This is a genomic window from Pseudomonas sp. PvP027, from assembly GCF_017833005.1.
GTDB classification, from domain to species: Bacteria; Pseudomonadota; Gammaproteobacteria; order Pseudomonadales; family Pseudomonadaceae; genus Aquipseudomonas; species Aquipseudomonas congelans.
The window spans coordinates 1,079,254-1,097,438 of sequence record NZ_JAFIBK010000001.1 but is presented as its reverse complement, the minus strand read 5'-3'; the positions used below and the strand labels follow the sequence as shown (position 1 = coordinate 1,097,438).

Below are 18,185 nucleotides of genomic sequence, written 5' to 3'. Positions count from 1 at the left end.
CAACTCCGGGAGCGGAGCATGCGGAACGAGAGGCGTCCGGACAATTGCCTTTCTTGCTGGAGCCCCATGCCCCCGGCCTGTTAACATCCCGCGCTTGATCGACCTAATTCGGGATTTTCCATGACCACCGTTCGTACCCGCATCGCGCCATCGCCCACAGGCGACCCCCACGTCGGCACGGCCTACATCGCGCTGTTCAACTACTGCTTTGCCAAACAGCACGGCGGCGAGTTCATCCTGCGCATTGAAGACACCGATCAACTGCGCTCTACCCGCGAGTCCGAACAGCAGATCTTCGACGCACTGCGCTGGCTGGGCATCGACTGGAGCGAAGGCCCGGACGTCGGTGGTCCACATGGTCCATACCGCCAAAGCGAGCGCGGCGATATCTATAAGAAGTACGCGCAGCAACTGGTCGACATGGGGCATGCCTTCCCGTGCTTCTGCACCGCCGAAGAACTGGACGCGATGCGCGCCGAACAGCAGGCCAAGGGCGAAACCCCGCGCTATGACGGTCGTGCCTTGCTGCTCTCCAAGGAAGAAGTCCAGCGCCGCCTGGATGCCGGCGAGCCACACGTGATCCGCATGAAAGTGCCGACCGAAGGCGTCTGCGTAGTACCGGACATGCTGCGTGGCGAAGTCGAAATCCCGTGGGACCGCATGGACATGCAGGTCCTGATGAAGACCGACGGTCTGCCGACCTACTTCCTCGCCAACGTGGTCGATGACCACCTGATGGGCATCACCCACGTATTGCGCGGCGAAGAATGGCTGCCATCGGCACCCAAGCTGATCCTGCTGTACGAATACTTCGGCTGGGACAAGCCGCAACTGTGCTACATGCCGCTGCTGCGTAACCCCGACAAGAGCAAGCTGTCCAAGCGCAAGAACCCCACCTCGGTGACCTTCTACGAGCGCATGGGCTTCATGCCCGAGGCGATGCTCAACTACCTGGGGCGCATGGGCTGGTCGATGCCTGACGAGCGCGAGAAGTTCTCCTTGCAGGAGATGGTCGACAACTTCGACCTGTCGCGTGTTTCGCTGGGCGGGCCGATCTTCGATATCGAGAAGCTTTCCTGGCTCAATGGCCAATGGCTGCGTGATCTGCCGGTCGAGGAGTTTGCCTCGCGTCTGAAGACCTGGGCGCTGAACCCTGACTACATGATGAAGATCGCACCGCATGTGCAGGGCAGGGTAGAGACCTTCAGTCAGGTCGCCCCGCTGGCCGGTTTCTTCTTTGCAGGTGGTGTCACGCCTGATGTGAAGCTGTTCGAACACAAGAAGCTGTCTCCGGAGCAGGTGCGTCAGGTAATGCAACTGATCCTGTGGAAGCTGGAATCGCTGCGCCAATGGGAGAAGGAGCGGATCATGGGCTGTATCCAGGCCGTGGTCGAACATCTCGAACTCAAGCTGCGTGATGCCATGCCACTGATGTTTGCGGCAATCACCGGTCAGGCCAACTCGGTGTCGGTGACCGATGCGATGGAAATCCTCGGGCCGGACCTGACCCGCTTCCGGCTGCGCCAGGCCCTCGATTTGCTGGGTGGCGTTTCCAAGAAAGAAAACAAGGAATGGGAAAAGCTTCTGGGCGCTATCGCCTGAGGCGTTACCTGTTCCTGTGAATCGCCCCCGGTTTTCCGGGGGTTGAATGGTAAGTGGTTGTATTACCGACAAAAAAGTTTGCAGATTGTCGAAAATAAATTTGACAGCCCTGTCACTCACGCTTAATATGCGCCCCGTCCACTGATGTGGGGCTTTAGCTCAGCTGGGAGAGCGCCTGCATGGCATGCAGGAGGTCAGCGGTTCGATCCCGCTAAGCTCCACCAAATTTAGCGTTTCAGAGTGCTGCTACACTGCTCTGGAATGATGTGAAACAAGCGGATCCAGCGACCGTTTGTTTTGCGAGAAGGTTTTGTCCCCTTCGTCTAGTGGCCTAGGACACCGCCCTTTCACGGCGGTAACAGGGGTTCGAGTCCCCTAGGGGACGCCAGTTTCACCGAGTGATGCCGGAAGGTTGATCTCCGCCGAGAGGCGTAAATCCGGGGCTTTAGCTCAGCTGGGAGAGCGCCTGCATGGCATGCAGGAGGTCAGCGGTTCGATCCCGCTAAGCTCCACCAATTTTGCCAGGGTTCATCGTTCGATGAACCTGACTGAAGGTTTTGCGTCCCCTTCGTCTAGTGGCCTAGGACACCGCCCTTTCACGGCGGTAACAGGGGTTCGAGTCCCCTAGGGGACGCCACGATTTCCCGCTATGCGGGACCAAGGGTCATTCGATTATTGAATGGCCCTTTTGTTTTTTCAGGGTTTGAAAACCCCTCCTTTCTGTTTTTATCTATTGCCACACTCAACGGTAACCGACTCTCGTGCCGTTACTGCGTTGGCATGCCGTTCAGGACACTCCGCGTCCTCTATGCGTTCGCAACGCAGTGCGCCGCGAACTGCATCCTCGCGCTGCAGCCCTCGTGGTTATACATAAGTCTTGTGGGAGCGAGCTTGCTCGCGAAGAGGCCGGTATAGCCCCCAGGAAATAGGGGTTGGATGCATCGTCTTCGTGAGCAAGCTCACTCCCACAGGTCTGTGTCCAGTCTGCACGTACGGTTTCAGGCCTTTTATCCGGGCTTATCCAGACTTGTGTATGACTCTGAGCGCTGTAGCGTGAAGAGCAAAAGGCATTCCGAGGGGCGCTTTTCATGCCAACGCGTGTGAACGCGCGGCATGACCCGCTACACTCCCGCCAATCACATCCACTCAAGCAGGAGCACGCATGGTCTGGGACCGGGCAACGCCGTTTGTCATTGATCTGAATGTCGCCGCCGAAGACATCGACGGGCTGGGGCATGCCAATAACGCTGTCTATGTTTCCTGGCTGGAGCGCTGTGCCTGGCGTCATTCGCAGTTTCTCGGGTTGGACCTGACTGAATATCGGCGTCTGGACCGGGCCATGGCGGTGGTCAGGCATGAGATCGACTACCTGGCCAGCGCCTATGAGAACGACGAACTGCAACTGGCGACCTGGATCGTCGACTGGGACCGCCGCCTGAAAATGACCCGCTGCTTTCAGCTCAAGCGGCCTGCCGACAACCTGACGTTGTTGCGCGCGCAAACCACCTTTGTCTGCATCGAGCTCTCCAGCGGTAAGCCCAAGCGTATGCCTGCCGAGTTCATCGAGGGTTATGGCGCAGCCATCTCTGACAGCGCCGTTCCCAATCCGCACGTCGGGCAGTAAACTGCCGGACTTTTTTTCGAGTGTGACCCATGCAAATTGCTCTGGCGCCCATGGAGGGGTTGGTCGACGACATCCTGCGTAATGTGCTGACGAAAGTCGGCGGCATCGACTGGTGCGTGACCGAATTCATCCGGGTGTCCGAGCGTTTGATGCCGGCGCATTACTTCTACAAGTACGCATCGGAATTTCACCAGGGCGCGAAAACTGACGCGGGCACGCCATTGCGCCTTCAGTTGCTGGGCTCCGATCCAGTGTGCCTGGCCGAAAACGCCGCATTCGCCTGCGAACTGGGCGCACCGGTACTGGACCTGAACTTCGGCTGCCCGGCCAAGACTGTCAACCGCTCGCGTGGCGGCGCAATCCTGCTCAAGGAGCCGGAATTGCTGCACTCGATCGTCAGTCAGGTGCGACGTGCCGTGCCCAAAGCTATTCCAGTGACCGCCAAGATGCGCCTCGGCTACGAAAACACCGATGGCGCGCTGGATTGCGCCAGAGCGCTGGCTGACGGCGGGGCCGAGCAAATCGTCGTTCATGCCCGCACCAAGGTCGACGGCTACAAGCCTCCGGCGCACTGGGAATGGATTGCGCGCATTCAGGAAGTGGTCAAGGTTCCGGTGGTCGCCAACGGGGAAATCTGGACGGTTGACGACTGGCGGCGTTGCCGCGAAATCTGCGGCGCGCGAGACATCATGATTGGTCGCGGGTTGGTGGCGCGCCCTGATCTGGCCCGGCAGATCGCTGCGGCGCAGAAGGGCGAAGAGGTCGTGCCAATGACCTGGGACGAGTTGCAGCCGATGCTGCGGGTCTTCTGGCAGGACTGTCTGGCGAAGATGACGCTGATTCAGGCGCCGGGCCGGCTCAAGCAGTGGCTGGTGCTGCTGACCAAAAGCTATCCCGAGGCGACCCTTATGTTCAATGCGTTGCGCCGCGAGACCGACTGCGATCGCATCAGCGTATTGCTGGGCTGCTTGTCCGAAAACGAGCCCGACGAACGGTCAAAAAAAGTCTGAAAAAAGTCTCTTGAAAAGCGAAAGGCCGTCCCTATTTTGGTGATCAAGCGATGCCGAAAACGGGTCGCGTAAACCACTCGCTGATAAACAGGAGAATTGTTATGGCTACTGCATTTTCTCTGGCTCCACTGTTTCGCAACTCAGTGGGATTCGACCGCTTCAACGACCTCTTCGAGTCGGCGGCACGAAATGAGACAACCAGCGGCTATCCGCCCTACAACGTCGAGCGGCACACCGATGACCATTATCGAATCGTGATTGCTGCAGCAGGCATGCAAGAGCAGGATCTCGAGTTGCAGGTTGAGAAAGGTGTGCTGACCGTGATCGGCAGCAAGCGCGAGCAAGAAGCCGAAAACGTGACGTATCTGCATCAGGGTATTGCCCGCCGTGAATTCAAGTTGTCGTTCAGGCTGGCGGACAATATCGAAGTCAAAGGGGCCGATTTGTCTCACGGGCTGCTGAACATTGACTTGGTGCGCAACGTGCCGGAAGAAGCGAAACCAAAGCGTATTCCGCTCAATAGCCAGAAAGCGCTGGAAAACTGATCCGTCAGGTGACGTTGAGTCAGCGGCATGTAACCGGGAAGGCGCCTACGGGGCGCCTTCTCTTTTTTAGTCCTGATGTGCGGTTTGCTGCGCAGGCCGCTTGAGTGCCAGCAATGACTCGAACTGCGGGCCTGGCAGCGGTTCGCTGAACAGATAGCCCTGATAGGTGTAGCAGCCGACTCTTTCGAGAAACGCCAGCTGCTCCGAGGTTTCAACGCCTTCCGCGATCACATTCAGGTTGAGGCTCTGCGCCATGGCAACGATGGCACGAATGATTTCTGCGTCATTGGGGTCGTTGGTGGCGTCCTGGACGAAGGACTGGTCGATCTTCAGCGTATCCACCGGCAGGCGCTTGAGGTAGGTCAGGGACGAATAGCCGGTGCCGAAATCATCCATCGCAAAGCTGACGCCCAGCGCCTTGAGGCTGAGCATCTTGAGGATGGTGTCGTCCAGATTCTGAATGACGATACCTTCGGTGATTTCCAGCTTGAGCATGGACGCAGGCAACTGGTTCAGGGTAAGGCTGCGTTCCACGCGCTCGATAAAGTCGTGCTGGAGAAACTGTCGCGGGCTGATGTTGACGCCCATCAGGAATTTGTTTTCCGGTATCAGCCCCTGCCGTAAGAGCAGGCCACCGATTTTGCAGGCTTCGTTCAGAATATGGCTGCCGACCTCCAGAATCATCCCGCTTTCTTCAAGTATCTGCACGAACTGATCGGGCGCCAGCAGGCCGTATTCGGGGTGTTGCCAACGCAGCAGTGCCTCGGCTCCGGTGATGTATTCGTTGCGACAGTCGACCTGGGCTTGGAAGTGCAGGTGAAATTCGTTGCGGGTCAGTGCCAGGCGCAAATCATTTTCCAGGCGCAGACGCTGGCTGACGGCCTGTTGCATCGACACATGGAAAAACTGTGAAGCGTTACGCCCGCAATCCTTGGCCCGATACAGGGCGATATCAGCGCGCTTGAGCAGATCGGCCGGGGTCAGGCCATCATCCGGGATCAGCACGACGCCGATGCTGGGCGTGACCTGCAGGCGATGGCCGTCGAGAAACATCGGCTCGGCCAGCAGGTTGCGCAGGTTGTCGGCCAACTCCCGCACTTGTCGAGTGACTTGGTCCTGTGAGCCTTCCAGGCCGCAGATCAACACCACGAACTCATCGCCGCCGAGGCGGGCCACGGTGTCTTCCTGGCGCACACTGGCTTCCAGGCGTGCGGCGATGATGCTCAGAACGCTATCGCCCACCGGGTGGCCAAGCGAGTCATTGATGTGCTTGAAATGGTCCAGATCTAGAAACAGCAGGGCGCCGCGCAGGTTCTGGTGCTGAAGCAGCGATACTTGCTGGCTCAGACGGTCGAGCAGCAGTGCGCGATTGGGCAGCCCGGTCAGCGGGTCGTGATAAGCCAGATGCTGAATCTGCGCCTGGGCATTTTTAAGTGCGCCAATGTCGCGGGCGTTCATCAACAGGCAGGCGGTGTTGTTCAGGGTGATGAACTCGACCGATATATCCAGCACCAGGGGCGCGCCATGCTTGTCTCGACCGTCCATTTCCCGGTGATGCACCCGGCCTTTCTGGCGCAATTCTTCAAGCATGTGTTCGCGCTGCAAGGTGTCGGTCCAGATACCGACTTCATGCGCTGTACGGCCGAGCACTTCCTCGGCGCTGAAACCGGTCAGGCGAGTAAAACCATCGTTGACCTCGACATAGCGGCCCGAGTCGATTTCAGTGATGGTGATCGAGTCGGGGCTTGAATGAAACGCCTTGGCAAATTTTTCCTCGCTGGCCTCCAGGGCGATCTGCGCGCACTGTTGGGTAATGTCCATCAGGGTGCCGGACAGCCTGACGGGCTGGCCCTGTTCATTCCGGTAAATTCGCGCGCGGCCTTCAAGCAGGCGTGACGCTCCGTTTTTCAACTTGAACCGGTAGGTGACTTGCAGGCAGTCCTGCCCGGTTTCGAGTGCCACGGCATAGATTGCGCGCATTCGGCGGCGTTCTTCGCCGGGCAGACTGCCGAAGAACTGCCCGCCAGACTCATCGACGGGCAGTGCCGGCAAACCGTGCAGCAGCGCCGCGCGTGCCGAGGCTTGCAGCCGGTTGCGGACGATATCCAGATCCCAGGTGCCCATTTGCGCCAGGTCCAGCGCCAGCTCCAGGCGATCACGGGTTTCCTGCAGGGCCCGCTCTGCGTCTGTCAGCGGCAGTCTGGCGGATGCCGACTGTGCGGCAGTTTTCGGCGCGGCGTTATCCGGTAGGTTGGGCATGTTATCCGAGCCTTTGATCGATGGAACCGCCAGAGCGATCTGCCTGCGGCCTGCAGCAGCATCTGTTCACTGTGTCTGCGCATCGAGCAATTTCATGAATGCCCGTGCCGCATTCGACAGCGTACGTTCGGTGTGCAGGATGTAGCCTAGCTGGCGATTGAGCTGTACGCCCGGCAGCGGAATGCGTGCCACCTGTTCGTCAAGCATGGTGCGCGGCAGAACGCTCCAGGCCAGACCGATGGAAACCATCATCTTGATGGTCTCCATATAGTTGGTGCTCATGGCGATGTTGGGCTTGAGGCCCTGGGCCTCGCACAGTCCGCTGACAATGTGATGGGTAAAGGTGTTACCGCCGGGAAAAACCGCCGGATAGCGCACAATATCCTCCAGCTTCATCGGGCCGCTGTTGGCCAGCGGGTGCTCGGGTGCAGCGACGAAATCCAGCGGATCGTCCCATACGGGCACGGCGCGGATCAGTGCATGCGGCTCGGGCGCCAGTGTAATGACTGCCAACTCGGCGCGCCCGTGAAGAATTTCCTCATAGGCAATTTCCGAATCCAGGAACTGAATGTCCAGTGCAACCTTCGGGTAGGTGCGGGTAAAGGCGCGCAATATCGGCGGCAAACGGTGCAGGCCGATGTGATGGCTGGTCGCCAGAGTCAGCCGCCCTGTGACTTCCCCGGTCAGGTTGGTCAGTGCCCGGCGGGTGTCATCCAGCACGTTGAGAATCTGGTAGGCGCGTGGCAGCAGAGCGCGTCCGGCCTCGGTCAGACTGACTTCACGGCCCAGGCGATCGAACAGGCGCACGTTGAGTTGCTGCTCCAGGCCGGCAATGCGCTTGCTGATGGCCGGTTGGGTCAGGTACAGGCGTTCGCCTGCCCCGGAGAAGCTGCCGGTTTCAGCGATGGCGATAAAGGCATTGAGGTTGGCCAGGTCCATGGTCAGATTCCAGTTGGTTATCCAAAGTATGAAAATTATGAATTTGAGTTATTTAAGCATATTCCATAGGATGACCGCACAAGCCAAAGGGTCATCGCAACGATTGCCCAAGGCATAGAAAGAAGCTGATGAGGAAGTACGTCCGATGGCCGGGAAAACGCTCTACGACAAGCTCTGGGATTCGCATTTGGTCAAACAGCGCGACGACGGTTCGGCGCTGATCTACATTGACCGTCACATCATCCACGAAGTGACCTCGCCGCAGGCGTTCGAAGGTCTGCGGCTGGCAAAGCGCAAGCCATGGCGGATCGACTCGATCATCGCCACGCCTGACCATAACGTGCCGACCACGGCCGAACGCAAGGGTGGCATTAGTGCCATCGAGGATCAGGTGTCGCGCTTGCAGGTGCAGACCCTCGACGACAACTGCGACGAGTACGGCATCACCGAATTCAAGATGAATGATCCCCGCCAGGGCATCGTCCACGTGATTGGCCCGGAGCAGGGCGCAACCCTGCCAGGCATGAGCGTGGTCTGCGGCGACTCGCACACCTCTACCCACGGCGCGTTCGGTGCGCTGGCCCACGGCATCGGCACTTCCGAGGTCGAGCACGTGCTCGCCACCCAGTGCCTGGTCGCCAAGAAAATGAAGAACATGCTGGTGTCGGTCGAAGGGCAGTTGCCGTTTGGCGTCACCGCCAAGGACATCGTACTGGCGGTGATCGGCAAGATCGGCACCGCAGGCGGTAACGGTTATGCCATCGAGTTCGCCGGCAGTGCGATTCGCGACCTGTCGATCGAAGGGCGCATGACCATCTGCAACATGTCCATTGAAGCGGGCGCGCGGGTTGGCATGGTGGCCACCGACGAGAAGACCGTCGAGTACGTCAAAGGTCGTCCGTTCGCACCCAAGGGCGCGGAGTGGGACCTCGCTGTCGAAGCCTGGAAGGACCTGGTGTCCGACCCGGACGCCGTGTTCGATACCGTGGTCAAACTGGACGCCGCACAGATCAAGCCGCAGGTCAGCTGGGGCACCTCGCCGGAAATGGTCCTGGCGGTTGATCAGAACGTGCCGGACCCTGCGCAAGAGCCGGATCTGGTCAAGCGCGGCTCCATCGAGCGTGCGCTCAAGTACATGGGCCTGAAAGCCAACCAGCCGATTACCGATATCCAGCTGGACCGGGTATTCATCGGTTCCTGCACCAACTCGCGCATCGAAGACCTGCGCGCCGCGGCCGATGTCGCCAAGGGCCGCAAGGTGGCTGCGACCATCAAGCAGGCCATCGTGGTGCCAGGTTCGGGGCTGATCAAGGAGCAGGCGGAGAAGGAAGGGCTGGACAAGGTGTTCATCGAAGCCGGCTTTGAATGGCGTGAACCGGGCTGCTCGATGTGCCTGGCGATGAACCCGGACCGCCTGGGTTCCGGCGAGCACTGCGCGTCGACCTCCAACCGTAACTTCGAAGGTCGTCAGGGGGCCGGTGGCCGGACGCATCTGGTGAGCCCGGCAATGGCCGCCGCCGCTGCGGTCAATGGCCGTTTCATCGATGTTCGCGACCTGATCCAGCACTGAGGAGTCCCGTATGAAAGCCTTTACCCAGCACCATGGCCTGGTCGCTCCTCTGGATCGTGCCAACGTCGATACTGACCAGATCATTCCCAAGCAGTTTCTCAAGTCGATCAAGCGCACCGGCTTCGGTCCGAACCTGTTCGATGAATGGCGTTACCTCGACGTGGGGCAGCCTTATCAGGACAACTCCAAGCGCCCGCTGAACCACGAATTCGTCCTCAACCACGAGCGTTACCAGGGTGCCAGCGTTCTGTTGGCCCGGGAAAACTTCGGCTGCGGCTCCAGCCGCGAACACGCGCCGTGGGCACTGGAAGAGTACGGTTTCTGCGCAATCATTGCGCCGAGCTATGCGGACATCTTCTTCAACAACAGCTTCAAGAACGGCTTGTTGCCGATCATCCTGTCCGAAGAAGACGTCGATCAGCTATTCAAGCAGGTGGAAGCCACACCCGGTTATCAGTTGAGTATCGATCTGCAGGCGCAGACCGTGACCCGTCCGGATGGCAAGGTCCTGAGCTTTGAAATAGATGCGTTCCGCAAGCATTGCCTGCTCAATGGTCTGGACGACATCGGCCTGACGCTGATGGACGCCGAGGCAATCGCCGGTTTCGAGAGCAGGCACCGCGCCAGCCAGCCGTGGCTGTTCCGCGACTGATTGATCAACACCGGATGCATGCTTGCCAGTAAGGTGCAATTGCGCCTTGCTGGCAAAAGTGTTTTGGCCGCACGCTAAATTTTCTGTGGTATCGAGCGTTTCAAGCAGGCGTTGTCAAAGACGCCGATGCACAAAATAGAGGATGTTATGAGCAAGCAGATTCTGATTCTCCCAGGTGATGGTATTGGTCCGGAAATCATGACCGAAGCGGTCAAGGTGCTGGAGCTGGCCAACGAAAAGTATCAGCTGGGGTTTGAATTGACCCACGACGTGATCGGCGGCGCGGCCATCGACAAGCACGGCGTGCCGCTGGCCGATGAAACCCTGGATCGTGCCCGTGCGGCCGATGCCGTGCTGCTGGGTGCTGTCGGTGGCCCGAAATGGGACACCATCGAGCGCGACATCCGTCCTGAGCGAGGTCTGCTGAAAATCCGTTCGCAACTGGGCCTGTTCGGCAACCTGCGTCCGGCGATCCTTTATCCGCAACTGGCCGACGCGTCCAGCCTGAAGCCGGAAATCGTCGCCGGCCTGGACATCCTGATCGTTCGCGAGCTGACTGGTGGCATCTACTTCGGCGCGCCACGCGGCACGCGGGTGCTGGATAATGGCGAGCGTCAGGCCTACGACACGCTGCCGTACAGCGAAAGCGAGATCCGCCGTATTGCCAAAGTCGGTTTCGACATGGCCATGGTGCGTGGCAAGAAGCTGTGCTCGGTGGACAAGGCCAACGTGCTGGCGTCCAGCCAGCTGTGGCGCGAAATCGTCGAGCAGGTCGCCAAGGATTACCCTGAAGTCGAACTGAGCCACATGTACGTCGACAACGCTGCCATGCAACTGGTGCGTGCACCCAAGCAGTTCGATGTGATAGTGACCGATAACCTGTTCGGCGACATCCTCTCCGATCAGGCATCAATGCTCACCGGCTCCATCGGCATGCTGCCGTCGGCCTCGCTGGACACGGCCAACAAGGGCATGTACGAGCCTTGCCACGGCTCGGCACCGGACATCGCCGGCAAAGGCATTGCCAACCCGCTGGCGACCATTCTGTCGGTGTCGATGATGCTGCGTTACAGCTTCAAACTGACCGATGCGGCCGACGCCATCGAAAAGGCTGTCAGCCTGGTTCTGGATCAGGGGATTCGTACTGGTGACATCTGGTCGGAAGGCAAAGTCAAAGTCGGTACGCAGGAAATGGGCGATGCTGTAGTCGCCGCGCTGCGGAATCTGTAATCTCTCTGGCCCGCCGCCTGCTGTGTACGCGCAGAGCGGCGGTCCCACTTTTATTCAAGGTGTAGTTGCGATGAAACGTGTAGGTCTGATCGGTTGGCGTGGCATGGTCGGTTCCGTGCTCATGCAGCGGATGCGGGAAGAGCAGGACTTCGATCTCATTGAGCCGGTGTTCTTCACTACTTCCAATGTCGGTGGCCAGGCGCCTTCGGTGGGCAAGGATGTTGCGCCCCTGAAAGATGCCTACAGTATCGACGAGCTGAAAACCCTGGACGTGGTGCTGACCTGCCAGGGTGGCGACTACACCAATGAGGTGTTCCCCAAGCTGCGCGAAGCCGGCTGGCAGGGTTACTGGATCGATGCGGCGTCCAGCCTGCGCATGCAGGATGACGCGGTCATCGTGCTTGACCCGGTTAATCGCAAGGTCATCGACCAGCAACTGGACGCGGGCACCAAGAACTATATCGGTGGCAACTGCACCGTCAGCCTGATGCTGATGGGCCTGGGTGGTCTGTTCGATGCCGGTCTGGTCGAGTGGATGAACGTCATGACCTATCAGGCGGCGTCCGGCGCCGGCGCGCAGAACATGCGTGAGCTGATCAAACAGATGGGCGCGGTGCATGCCTCGGTGGCCGATGATCTGGCCAATCCGGCCAGCGCCATTCTGGATATCGACCGCAAGGTGGCTGAAGCCATGCGCAGCGAGTCGTTCCCTGCCGAGAACTTCGGCGTGCCGCTGGCGGGCAGCCTGATCCCGTGGATCGACAAGGCTCTGCCAAACGGCCAGAGCCGCGAAGAATGGAAAGGCCAGGCCGAGACCAACAAGATCCTCGGTCGCTTCAAGAGCCCGATCCCGGTGGACGGCATCTGCGTGCGCATCGGCGCCATGCGCTGCCATAGCCAGGCATTGACCATCAAGCTGAACAAGGATGTATCGATTGCGGACATCGAAGGCTTGATCAGCCAGCACAACCCTTGGGTCAAGCTGGTGCCGAACAACCGCGAAGCCAGCATGCACGAGCTGAGCCCGACGGCCGTGACCGGCACCATGAGTATTCCGGTCGGGCGTCTGCGCAAACTGAACATGGGTTCGCAGTACCTGGGCGCTTTCACCGTGGGCGACCAGCTGTTGTGGGGCGCTGCGGAGCCGCTGCGTCGCATGCTGAGAATCCTGCTGGAGCGTTGAGGCTTCGGTTTCACAGCAAACCCGCTTTCCGAAAGGGAGGCGGGTTTTTTTATGCCCGATCGTTTTTGGTTATCACTTAATATCCCTATATATGGGATTAAAATTTACATATTGAGATAACTGTAACAACGGGTTTATAGTCGTCCTGCACTCACTTCCAAAAAAACAACAGGTGAAGCAATGCAGGCTCAATTGATCGCGCTCGATTGGGGCACAACCTCACTTCGTGCTTATCGACTTGGCGAACATGGCCAGGTGCTGGAACAGCGCGCATTGAGCGCGGGCATCATGCAGCTGCCGACTACGCCGCGACTGATTGCGGGGCAGTTCTGCAGTGACGGTTTCGAACTGGCCTTTGACCAGGCCTGCGGCGACTGGCTCGATGCCCAGCCAGACCTGCAGGTGATTGCCTGCGGCATGGTCGGCAGCGCGCAGGGCTGGCGCGAAGCGGCTTATCGGGAAACCCCGGCCAGCGTCAATGAGCTGAGCGCAGCGTTGCAGACCGTGCGCAGTGTGCGCGGCGTGACGGTGCACATCATCCCCGGCGTACTGCAGCGCTCGACCCTGCCCAACGTCATGCGTGGCGAAGAAACCCAAGTGCTGGGTGTGCTGGCAGGCCTTGAAGAAGGGCAGGGCAGCCAGCCGCTGCTGATCGGTCTGCCCGGCAGCCACTCCAAATGGGTGCAGGTAGAACGGGGTCGCATCGTTCACTTCGATACCTTCATGACCGGCGAGGTCTACGCCGCGCTCTGCGCCCACACCATTCTCGGACGCACCATGCAGCCTGCCGAGGCGTTCGATGAGCAGGCCTTTGACCGCGGCTTGTCGATTGCCCTGTCCGACGCGGGCTCCGCGGGGCCGCTGTCGACGATTTTCAGCACGCGAACGCTCGGCCTTACCGGGCAATTGGGTGCCAGTGCGCAACCTGACTATCTTTCCGGCCTGTTGATTGGCCATGAACTGGGGGCCATCGCCAGGCTGCACCTGCACAACCACGAACAATTGCCTGCGGTGATCCTCATCGGCAGCGATTCGCTGTGCACGCGCTATGCACGCGGTTTGGCCGTTTGTGGCTTTCCCGGGGTGACATTGGCCGAGCAGGCGACCGAGCGCGGCCTGTGGCAGGTCGCCGTGCAGGCAGGCCTGATCGCGCGCCGCTCGTCCCAACACATTCGAGAGGTTTGATATGCTCAAGCAAGCATTGAAAGAAAACGGTCTGGTCGCGATTCTGCGCGGCCTGCGTCCCGAAGAAGCGCCTGCCATGGGCGATGTGCTGTACGAAGCGGGGTTTCGGGTCATCGAAGTGCCGCTCAACTCCCCGCAACCGTTCGACAGCATCCGCCTGTTGCGTCAGCAATTGCCTGCCGATTGCCTGATCGGTGCAGGCACCGTGCTCACCCCTGAACAGGTGACTCAGGTCAAGGACGCAGGCGGGCAAGTGATCGTCATGCCGCACAGCGACGCCAAGGTGTTGCGTGCGGCCAAGGCGGCCGGGCTGTTCCTGTCGCCAGGGGTCGCCACGCCGACCGAAGCCTTTGCGGCGCTGGCCGAAGGCGCCGATGTGCTCAAGCTGTTTCCTGCCGAGCAGATGTCGCCGGCGGTGGTCAAGGCGTGGCTGGCGGTCTTGCCCAAGGGCACGATTTTGCTGCCGGTCGGTGGTATTTCGCCGGACAACATGAAGGTATTTCTCGACGCCGGCGTGAAGGGTTTTGGTCTGGGTTCCGGGCTGTTCAAACCCGGCATGAGCGTCGCAGACGTAACCAAGCGTGCTCAGGCCTACGTGGCGGCCTGGAAGCAGCACAGCGCAGCGCTTGCAGACTGACCGGCGCAGCAGAAGCCGCCGTGCAGTAGCCGCTTTCCAACAAGAGAATCAACAAGAGAAACCGCACCCATGAAAATCACCAAACTCACCACGTTCATCGTTCCGCCGCGCTGGTGCTTCCTCAAGGTCGAGACCGACGAGGGCGTTGTCGGCTGGGGCGAGCCAGTGGTCGAAGGTCGCGCGCAAACGGTTGCTGCGGCTGTGGAAGAGCTTTCCGATTACCTGATCGGCAAGGACCCGCGCAACATCGAAGACATCTGGACCGTGCTGTACCGCGGCGGCTTCTATCGGGGTGGCGCGATCCACATGAGCGCGCTGGCCGGCATCGATCAGGCGTTGTGGGACATCAAGGGCAAGGCGCTGGGCGTGTCGGTCAGTGACCTGCTCGGCGGTCAGGTGCGTGACAAGATTCGCGTCTATTCGTGGATTGGCGGTGATCGGCCTGCAGACACGGCGCGCGCCGCGAAGGAAGCGGTCGAGCGCGGCTTTACAGCCGTGAAGATGAATGGCACCGAAGAGCTGCAGTTTCTCGACACCTTCGACAAGGTCGACCTGGCGCTGGCCAACGTGGCCGCTGTGCGTGATGCAGTGGGGCCTAATGTCGGCATTGGTGTGGACTTCCACGGCCGGGTTCACAAGCCGATGGCCAAGGTGCTGATGAAAGAGCTGGACCCCTACAAGCTGATGTTCATCGAAGAGCCGGTGCTCAGCGAGAACTATGAAGCACTCAAGGAGCTGGCGCCGTTGACCAGTACGCCGATTGCGCTGGGCGAGCGGCTGTTCTCGCGCTGGGACTTCAAGCGCGTGTTGAGCGAAGGCTACGTCGACATCATCCAGCCGGACGCCTCGCACGCCGGCGGTATTACCGAAACCCGCAAGATCGCCAACATGGCCGAAGCCTACGACGTCGCGCTGGCGCTGCATTGCCCGCTGGGGCCGATTGCGCTGGCGGCGTGCCTGCAACTGGACGCGGTTTGCTACAACGCCTTCATCCAGGAGCAGAGCCTGGGTATCCACTACAACGAAAGCAACGACCTGCTCGATTACGTCAAGCATCCGGAAGTCTTCGACTACGACAAAGGCATGGTCAAGATCCCCAACGGCCCCGGCCTTGGCATCGAGATCAACGAAGAGTACGTCATCGAACGCGCCGCCATCGGCCACCGCTGGCGCAACCCGATCTGGCGTCATGCGGATGGCAGTTTTGCCGAGTGGTAGAAAAGCAAATCCGCTAGCCATCGTTTCGGCGCTCTGCGCTCATCGCCATACATAAGTCCTGAAGAGCCTGGAAAATGGGCGTTCAGGCTTCTGCCCGCAGGGCGTAGGAGCGAACTTGTTCGCGAACAGGCTTACCTGTTCTCTGAAAATGTTTCGTATGAACAATTGTCTTCGCGAACAAGTTCGCTCCTACGGCCTTCGGCCAGAATCAAAAGCGCACTTGCGTATAACGATGAGCGCTCTGCGTGGGAACGAGAATCGGCGTGCCTTCAGCTCGGTTATATCGAAACACAGACCTCAATAAATCCAACAAGAGGCTACATTCCATGCGCACTCGAACTCTGGAGGGTGCGGCATCCCTGGTGACGCCGTCCCGCAAACGTTTCTTTATCATGGCGCTGCTTTTCATCACGGTGGTGATCAACTATCTGGACCGCAGCAACCTGTCGATTGCCGCGCCGGCGCTGACCTCCGAACTGGGCCTTGATCCGGTGCATGTCGGGCTGATCTTTTCCGCGTTCGGCTGGACCTATGCCGCCATGCAACTGCCCGGGGGCTGGCTGGTAGACCGCGTGCCGCCGCGCATTCTCTATACCGCGGCCCTGCTGCTGTGGTCCATCGCGACCATCATGCTCGGCTTCGCCGCCAGCTTCATCGCCCTGTTCGTACTGCGCATGGCAGTCGGTGCGCTGGAAGCGCCTGCCTATCCGATCAACAGTCGTGTGGTCACCACCTGGTTTCCCGAGCGTGAGCGGGCTACTGCCATCGGCGTCTATACCTCCGGGCAGTTCGTCGGTCTGGCGTTCCTGACCCCGGTGCTGGCCTGGTTGCAGGCGCACTACGGCTGGCACATGGTATTTGTCGCCACCGGTGGGGTCGGCGTGTTGTGGGCGCTGATCTGGTACACGGTGTATCGCGAGCCACGTGATTTCAAAGGCGTCAATCAGCAGGAAATCGAGCTGATTCAGAAGGGCGGCGGGCTGGTGGATATCCAGAAGGACGTCGAAAAACAGAAGCAGGCGTTCAGTTGGCTGGACCTGGGCATTGTGTTGAGCAAACGCAAGTTGTGGGGCATCTACCTGGGGCAGTTCTGCCTGAACTCCACGCTGTGGTTTTTCCTGACCTGGTTCCCGACCTATCTGGTGAAGTACCGGGGGATGGACTTCATCAAGTCCGGCCTGCTGGCGTCATTGCCGTTCCTCGCCGCATTTGTCGGCGTGCTGTGCTCGGGCTTCTTTTCCGACTGGCTGATCCGTCGCGGGCATAGCGTAGGTTTTGCGCGCAAGTTGCCGATCATTGCCGGGCTGCTGATCTCGACCTCGATCATCGGTGCCAACTTTGTCGACTCGACGCCGCTGGTGATCACCTTTCTGGCGCTGGCGTTCTTCGGCAACGGCCTGGCGTCGATCACCTGGTCGCTGGTCTCGACCCTGGCACCGGCGCGCCTGCTGGGCCTGACCGGCGGCACGTTCAACTTCATCGGCAACCTCTCCGCCATCGCCACCCCGATCGTGATCGGCTTCCTGGCGTCGGGAGACTCGTTCGCGCCGGCCATCACCTACATTTCGGTCCTGGCACTGCTGGGTGCGCTGTCGTACATCCTGCTGGTAGGGAAAGTGGAGCGTATCGAGCTCTGATGTCGACGCATCTGGACGCTGGCGGCGATAATGCCGCCGGTTTTCGATCCGAACCCTTTTGATCCGAGCAAGGCTTCTCATGCACAACGATTCGATCACCCCTGAAAAGATTACCGGCAAGGATTCCGTACCCACCGGGACTCAGACCTTGCTGCGCGGGCTGGGGGTGGTGCAGGCGGTTGCCGGTGGCGCACGGGACCTCAAGGAGATCGCCCGGCTGATCGGCACCACGCGCAGTACCACGCACCGTCTGGCCAGTTGCCTGGTCGAGGAGCGTTATCTGCGGGTCGTTCCTCAAGTGGGTTATCTGCTTGGGCCGAAATTGATCGAGCTGGGGTTTCAGGCGCGTGAAGAGGTGCCCCTGGCGATGCTCGCCCGGCCTTATCTGGATCGCTTGTCGGAGCTGACCGGCGATACCGTGCATCTGGCTGTAAGGGAAGGGGACGATGTGCTCTATCTGCACAAGAATCCCGGTCGCAATGGCCCGGAAATGCGTTCGCGGGTCGGGCATCGGATGCCGCTGGTGCGCACCGGTATCGGCAAGGCGCTGTTGCTGGACAGTGCTCAGTCGGAGTGGCAGCGGCTGTATGAAATCAGCATGCCGAGCACAGGCAGAAATCCGCTATGGCCTGCTCATGAGCAGCAAACCTGGGAGCAGTTGAAGGCCCGGAGGGAAGAGTACGTAGAGGGAGGGTATGCGTTCGATCTGGAGGACAACGAACCGTCGATCCGTTGTGTCGCAGCGCCGGTACGTGATGCCAGCAAACAGATCGTTGCCGGCATCAGTGTCGCCAGTACTGTGCCCTATATGCCGCTGGAGAAGATGACCGAGCTGGTTCCGCTGATCAAAACCATCGCAGCGGAACTCTCGGCCGATCTCGGCGGCTGATCGGG

General features: G+C 59.9%; 15 protein-coding genes and 4 tRNA genes. 17 read left to right on the top strand and 2 right to left on the bottom strand.

Going from position 1 to position 18,185, the window contains the following annotated elements:
- Nucleotides 1-120 precede the first annotated feature (120 nt).
- The 8 genes from gltX to JOE33_RS04270 all read left to right on the top strand — a co-directional run bounded on the left by gltX (nucleotide 121) and on the right by JOE33_RS04270 (nucleotide 4,781).
- Nucleotides 121-1,602: a glutamate--tRNA ligase gene (gene gltX, locus JOE33_RS04305; protein ID WP_032613541.1), complete on the top strand. Its 1,482-nt coding sequence runs from the start codon at nucleotides 121-123 to the stop codon at nucleotides 1,600-1,602.
- Between the two features lie 148 nt (nucleotides 1,603-1,750).
- Nucleotides 1,751-1,826, top strand: a tRNA-Ala gene (locus JOE33_RS04300).
- 88 nt (nucleotides 1,827-1,914) lie between these two features.
- Nucleotides 1,915-1,990 (top strand) — tRNA-Glu (locus JOE33_RS04295).
- 51 nt (nucleotides 1,991-2,041) lie between these two features.
- A tRNA-Ala gene (locus tag JOE33_RS04290) sits at nucleotides 2,042-2,117 on the top strand.
- A 46-nt stretch (nucleotides 2,118-2,163) separates the two neighbouring features.
- Nucleotides 2,164-2,239 (top strand) — tRNA-Glu (locus JOE33_RS04285).
- A 525-nt stretch (nucleotides 2,240-2,764) separates the two neighbouring features.
- On the top strand, nucleotides 2,765-3,226 hold the full coding sequence (locus JOE33_RS04280) for a thioesterase family protein (RefSeq protein ID WP_054993972.1): 462 nt from the start codon (nucleotides 2,765-2,767) through the stop codon (nucleotides 3,224-3,226).
- A 29-nt stretch (nucleotides 3,227-3,255) separates the two neighbouring features.
- Nucleotides 3,256-4,236, top strand: a complete 981-nt coding sequence (locus JOE33_RS04275; protein ID WP_010435118.1) for a tRNA-dihydrouridine synthase family protein — start codon at nucleotides 3,256-3,258, stop codon at nucleotides 4,234-4,236.
- Between the two features lie 101 nt (nucleotides 4,237-4,337).
- Nucleotides 4,338-4,781, top strand: coding sequence for an Hsp20 family protein (locus JOE33_RS04270; protein WP_005893722.1), 444 nt, complete (start codon nucleotides 4,338-4,340; stop codon nucleotides 4,779-4,781).
- A 66-nt stretch (nucleotides 4,782-4,847) separates the two neighbouring features.
- Here the strand turns inward: JOE33_RS04270 and JOE33_RS04265 are convergent, their stop codons facing one another.
- Nucleotides 4,848-7,040 (bottom strand): GGDEF domain-containing phosphodiesterase, encoded by a 2,193-nt coding sequence (locus JOE33_RS04265; RefSeq protein ID WP_054993971.1) that lies wholly within the window; start codon nucleotides 7,038-7,040, stop codon nucleotides 4,848-4,850.
- Between the two features lie 66 nt (nucleotides 7,041-7,106).
- On the bottom strand, nucleotides 7,107-7,979 hold the full coding sequence (locus tag JOE33_RS04260) for a LysR family transcriptional regulator (RefSeq protein WP_003345646.1): 873 nt from the start codon (nucleotides 7,977-7,979) through the stop codon (nucleotides 7,107-7,109).
- Nucleotides 7,980-8,124: 145 nt separating this feature from the next.
- On the opposite strand from JOE33_RS04260, the gene leuC reads away from it, so the two are divergent.
- The 9 genes from leuC to JOE33_RS04215 all read left to right on the top strand — a co-directional run bounded on the left by leuC (nucleotide 8,125) and on the right by JOE33_RS04215 (nucleotide 18,180).
- On the top strand, nucleotides 8,125-9,549 hold the full coding sequence (leuC, locus tag JOE33_RS04255; RefSeq protein ID WP_010435128.1) for a 3-isopropylmalate dehydratase large subunit: 1,425 nt from the start codon (nucleotides 8,125-8,127) through the stop codon (nucleotides 9,547-9,549).
- 10 nt (nucleotides 9,550-9,559) lie between these two features.
- Nucleotides 9,560-10,201, top strand: coding sequence for a 3-isopropylmalate dehydratase small subunit (leuD, locus tag JOE33_RS04250; protein WP_054993969.1), 642 nt, complete (start codon nucleotides 9,560-9,562; stop codon nucleotides 10,199-10,201).
- Nucleotides 10,202-10,348: 147 nt separating this feature from the next.
- Nucleotides 10,349-11,431 (top strand): 3-isopropylmalate dehydrogenase, encoded by a 1,083-nt coding sequence (gene leuB / locus JOE33_RS04245; protein ID WP_187625724.1) that lies wholly within the window; start codon nucleotides 10,349-10,351, stop codon nucleotides 11,429-11,431.
- Nucleotides 11,432-11,501: 70 nt separating this feature from the next.
- Complete coding sequence (asd, locus tag JOE33_RS04240; protein WP_187625723.1) at nucleotides 11,502-12,614, top strand: aspartate-semialdehyde dehydrogenase; 1,113 nt, start codon at nucleotides 11,502-11,504, stop codon at nucleotides 12,612-12,614.
- A gap of 180 nt (nucleotides 12,615-12,794) precedes the next feature.
- Complete coding sequence (locus tag JOE33_RS04235; protein WP_010435136.1) at nucleotides 12,795-13,799, top strand: 2-dehydro-3-deoxygalactonokinase; 1,005 nt, start codon at nucleotides 12,795-12,797, stop codon at nucleotides 13,797-13,799.
- A gap of 1 nt (nucleotide 13,800) precedes the next feature.
- Nucleotides 13,801-14,436, top strand: coding sequence for a 2-dehydro-3-deoxy-6-phosphogalactonate aldolase (locus tag JOE33_RS04230; RefSeq protein ID WP_187625722.1), 636 nt, complete (start codon nucleotides 13,801-13,803; stop codon nucleotides 14,434-14,436).
- A gap of 69 nt (nucleotides 14,437-14,505) precedes the next feature.
- The gene (gene dgoD / locus JOE33_RS04225) at nucleotides 14,506-15,654 is read left to right on the top strand and encodes a galactonate dehydratase (protein WP_187625721.1); all 1,149 of its coding nucleotides are present in this window, start codon (nucleotides 14,506-14,508) and stop codon (nucleotides 15,652-15,654) included.
- Between the two features lie 326 nt (nucleotides 15,655-15,980).
- Entirely contained in the window at nucleotides 15,981-17,291 is a 1,311-nt protein-coding gene (locus JOE33_RS04220; RefSeq protein ID WP_010432999.1) for an MFS transporter, read from the top strand.
- 79 nt (nucleotides 17,292-17,370) lie between these two features.
- Nucleotides 17,371-18,180 carry an IclR family transcriptional regulator gene (locus JOE33_RS04215; RefSeq protein ID WP_032613528.1) on the top strand — a complete coding sequence of 270 codons (810 nt, stop codon included), beginning with the start codon at nucleotides 17,371-17,373 and terminating at the stop codon, nucleotides 18,178-18,180.
- Nucleotides 18,181-18,185 lie beyond the last annotated feature (5 nt).

Coding starts and splice junctions, on each gene's coding strand:
- gltX (WP_032613541.1), top strand. CDS start 121: ATGACCACCGTTCGTACCCGCATCGCGCCATCGCCCACAGGCGACCCC.
- JOE33_RS04280 (WP_054993972.1), top strand. CDS start 2,765: ATGGTCTGGGACCGGGCAACGCCGTTTGTCATTGATCTGAATGTCGCC.
- JOE33_RS04275 (WP_010435118.1), top strand. CDS start 3,256: ATGCAAATTGCTCTGGCGCCCATGGAGGGGTTGGTCGACGACATCCTG.
- JOE33_RS04270 (WP_005893722.1), top strand. CDS start 4,338: ATGGCTACTGCATTTTCTCTGGCTCCACTGTTTCGCAACTCAGTGGGA.
- JOE33_RS04265 (WP_054993971.1), bottom strand. CDS start 7,040: ATGCCCAACCTACCGGATAACGCCGCGCCGAAAACTGCCGCACAGTCG.
- JOE33_RS04260 (WP_003345646.1), bottom strand. CDS start 7,979: ATGGACCTGGCCAACCTCAATGCCTTTATCGCCATCGCTGAAACCGGC.
- leuC (WP_010435128.1), top strand. CDS start 8,125: ATGGCCGGGAAAACGCTCTACGACAAGCTCTGGGATTCGCATTTGGTC.
- leuD (WP_054993969.1), top strand. CDS start 9,560: ATGAAAGCCTTTACCCAGCACCATGGCCTGGTCGCTCCTCTGGATCGT.
- leuB (WP_187625724.1), top strand. CDS start 10,349: ATGAGCAAGCAGATTCTGATTCTCCCAGGTGATGGTATTGGTCCGGAA.
- asd (WP_187625723.1), top strand. CDS start 11,502: ATGAAACGTGTAGGTCTGATCGGTTGGCGTGGCATGGTCGGTTCCGTG.
- JOE33_RS04235 (WP_010435136.1), top strand. CDS start 12,795: ATGCAGGCTCAATTGATCGCGCTCGATTGGGGCACAACCTCACTTCGT.
- JOE33_RS04230 (WP_187625722.1), top strand. CDS start 13,801: ATGCTCAAGCAAGCATTGAAAGAAAACGGTCTGGTCGCGATTCTGCGC.
- dgoD (WP_187625721.1), top strand. CDS start 14,506: ATGAAAATCACCAAACTCACCACGTTCATCGTTCCGCCGCGCTGGTGC.
- JOE33_RS04220 (WP_010432999.1), top strand. CDS start 15,981: ATGCGCACTCGAACTCTGGAGGGTGCGGCATCCCTGGTGACGCCGTCC.
- JOE33_RS04215 (WP_032613528.1), top strand. CDS start 17,371: ATGCACAACGATTCGATCACCCCTGAAAAGATTACCGGCAAGGATTCC.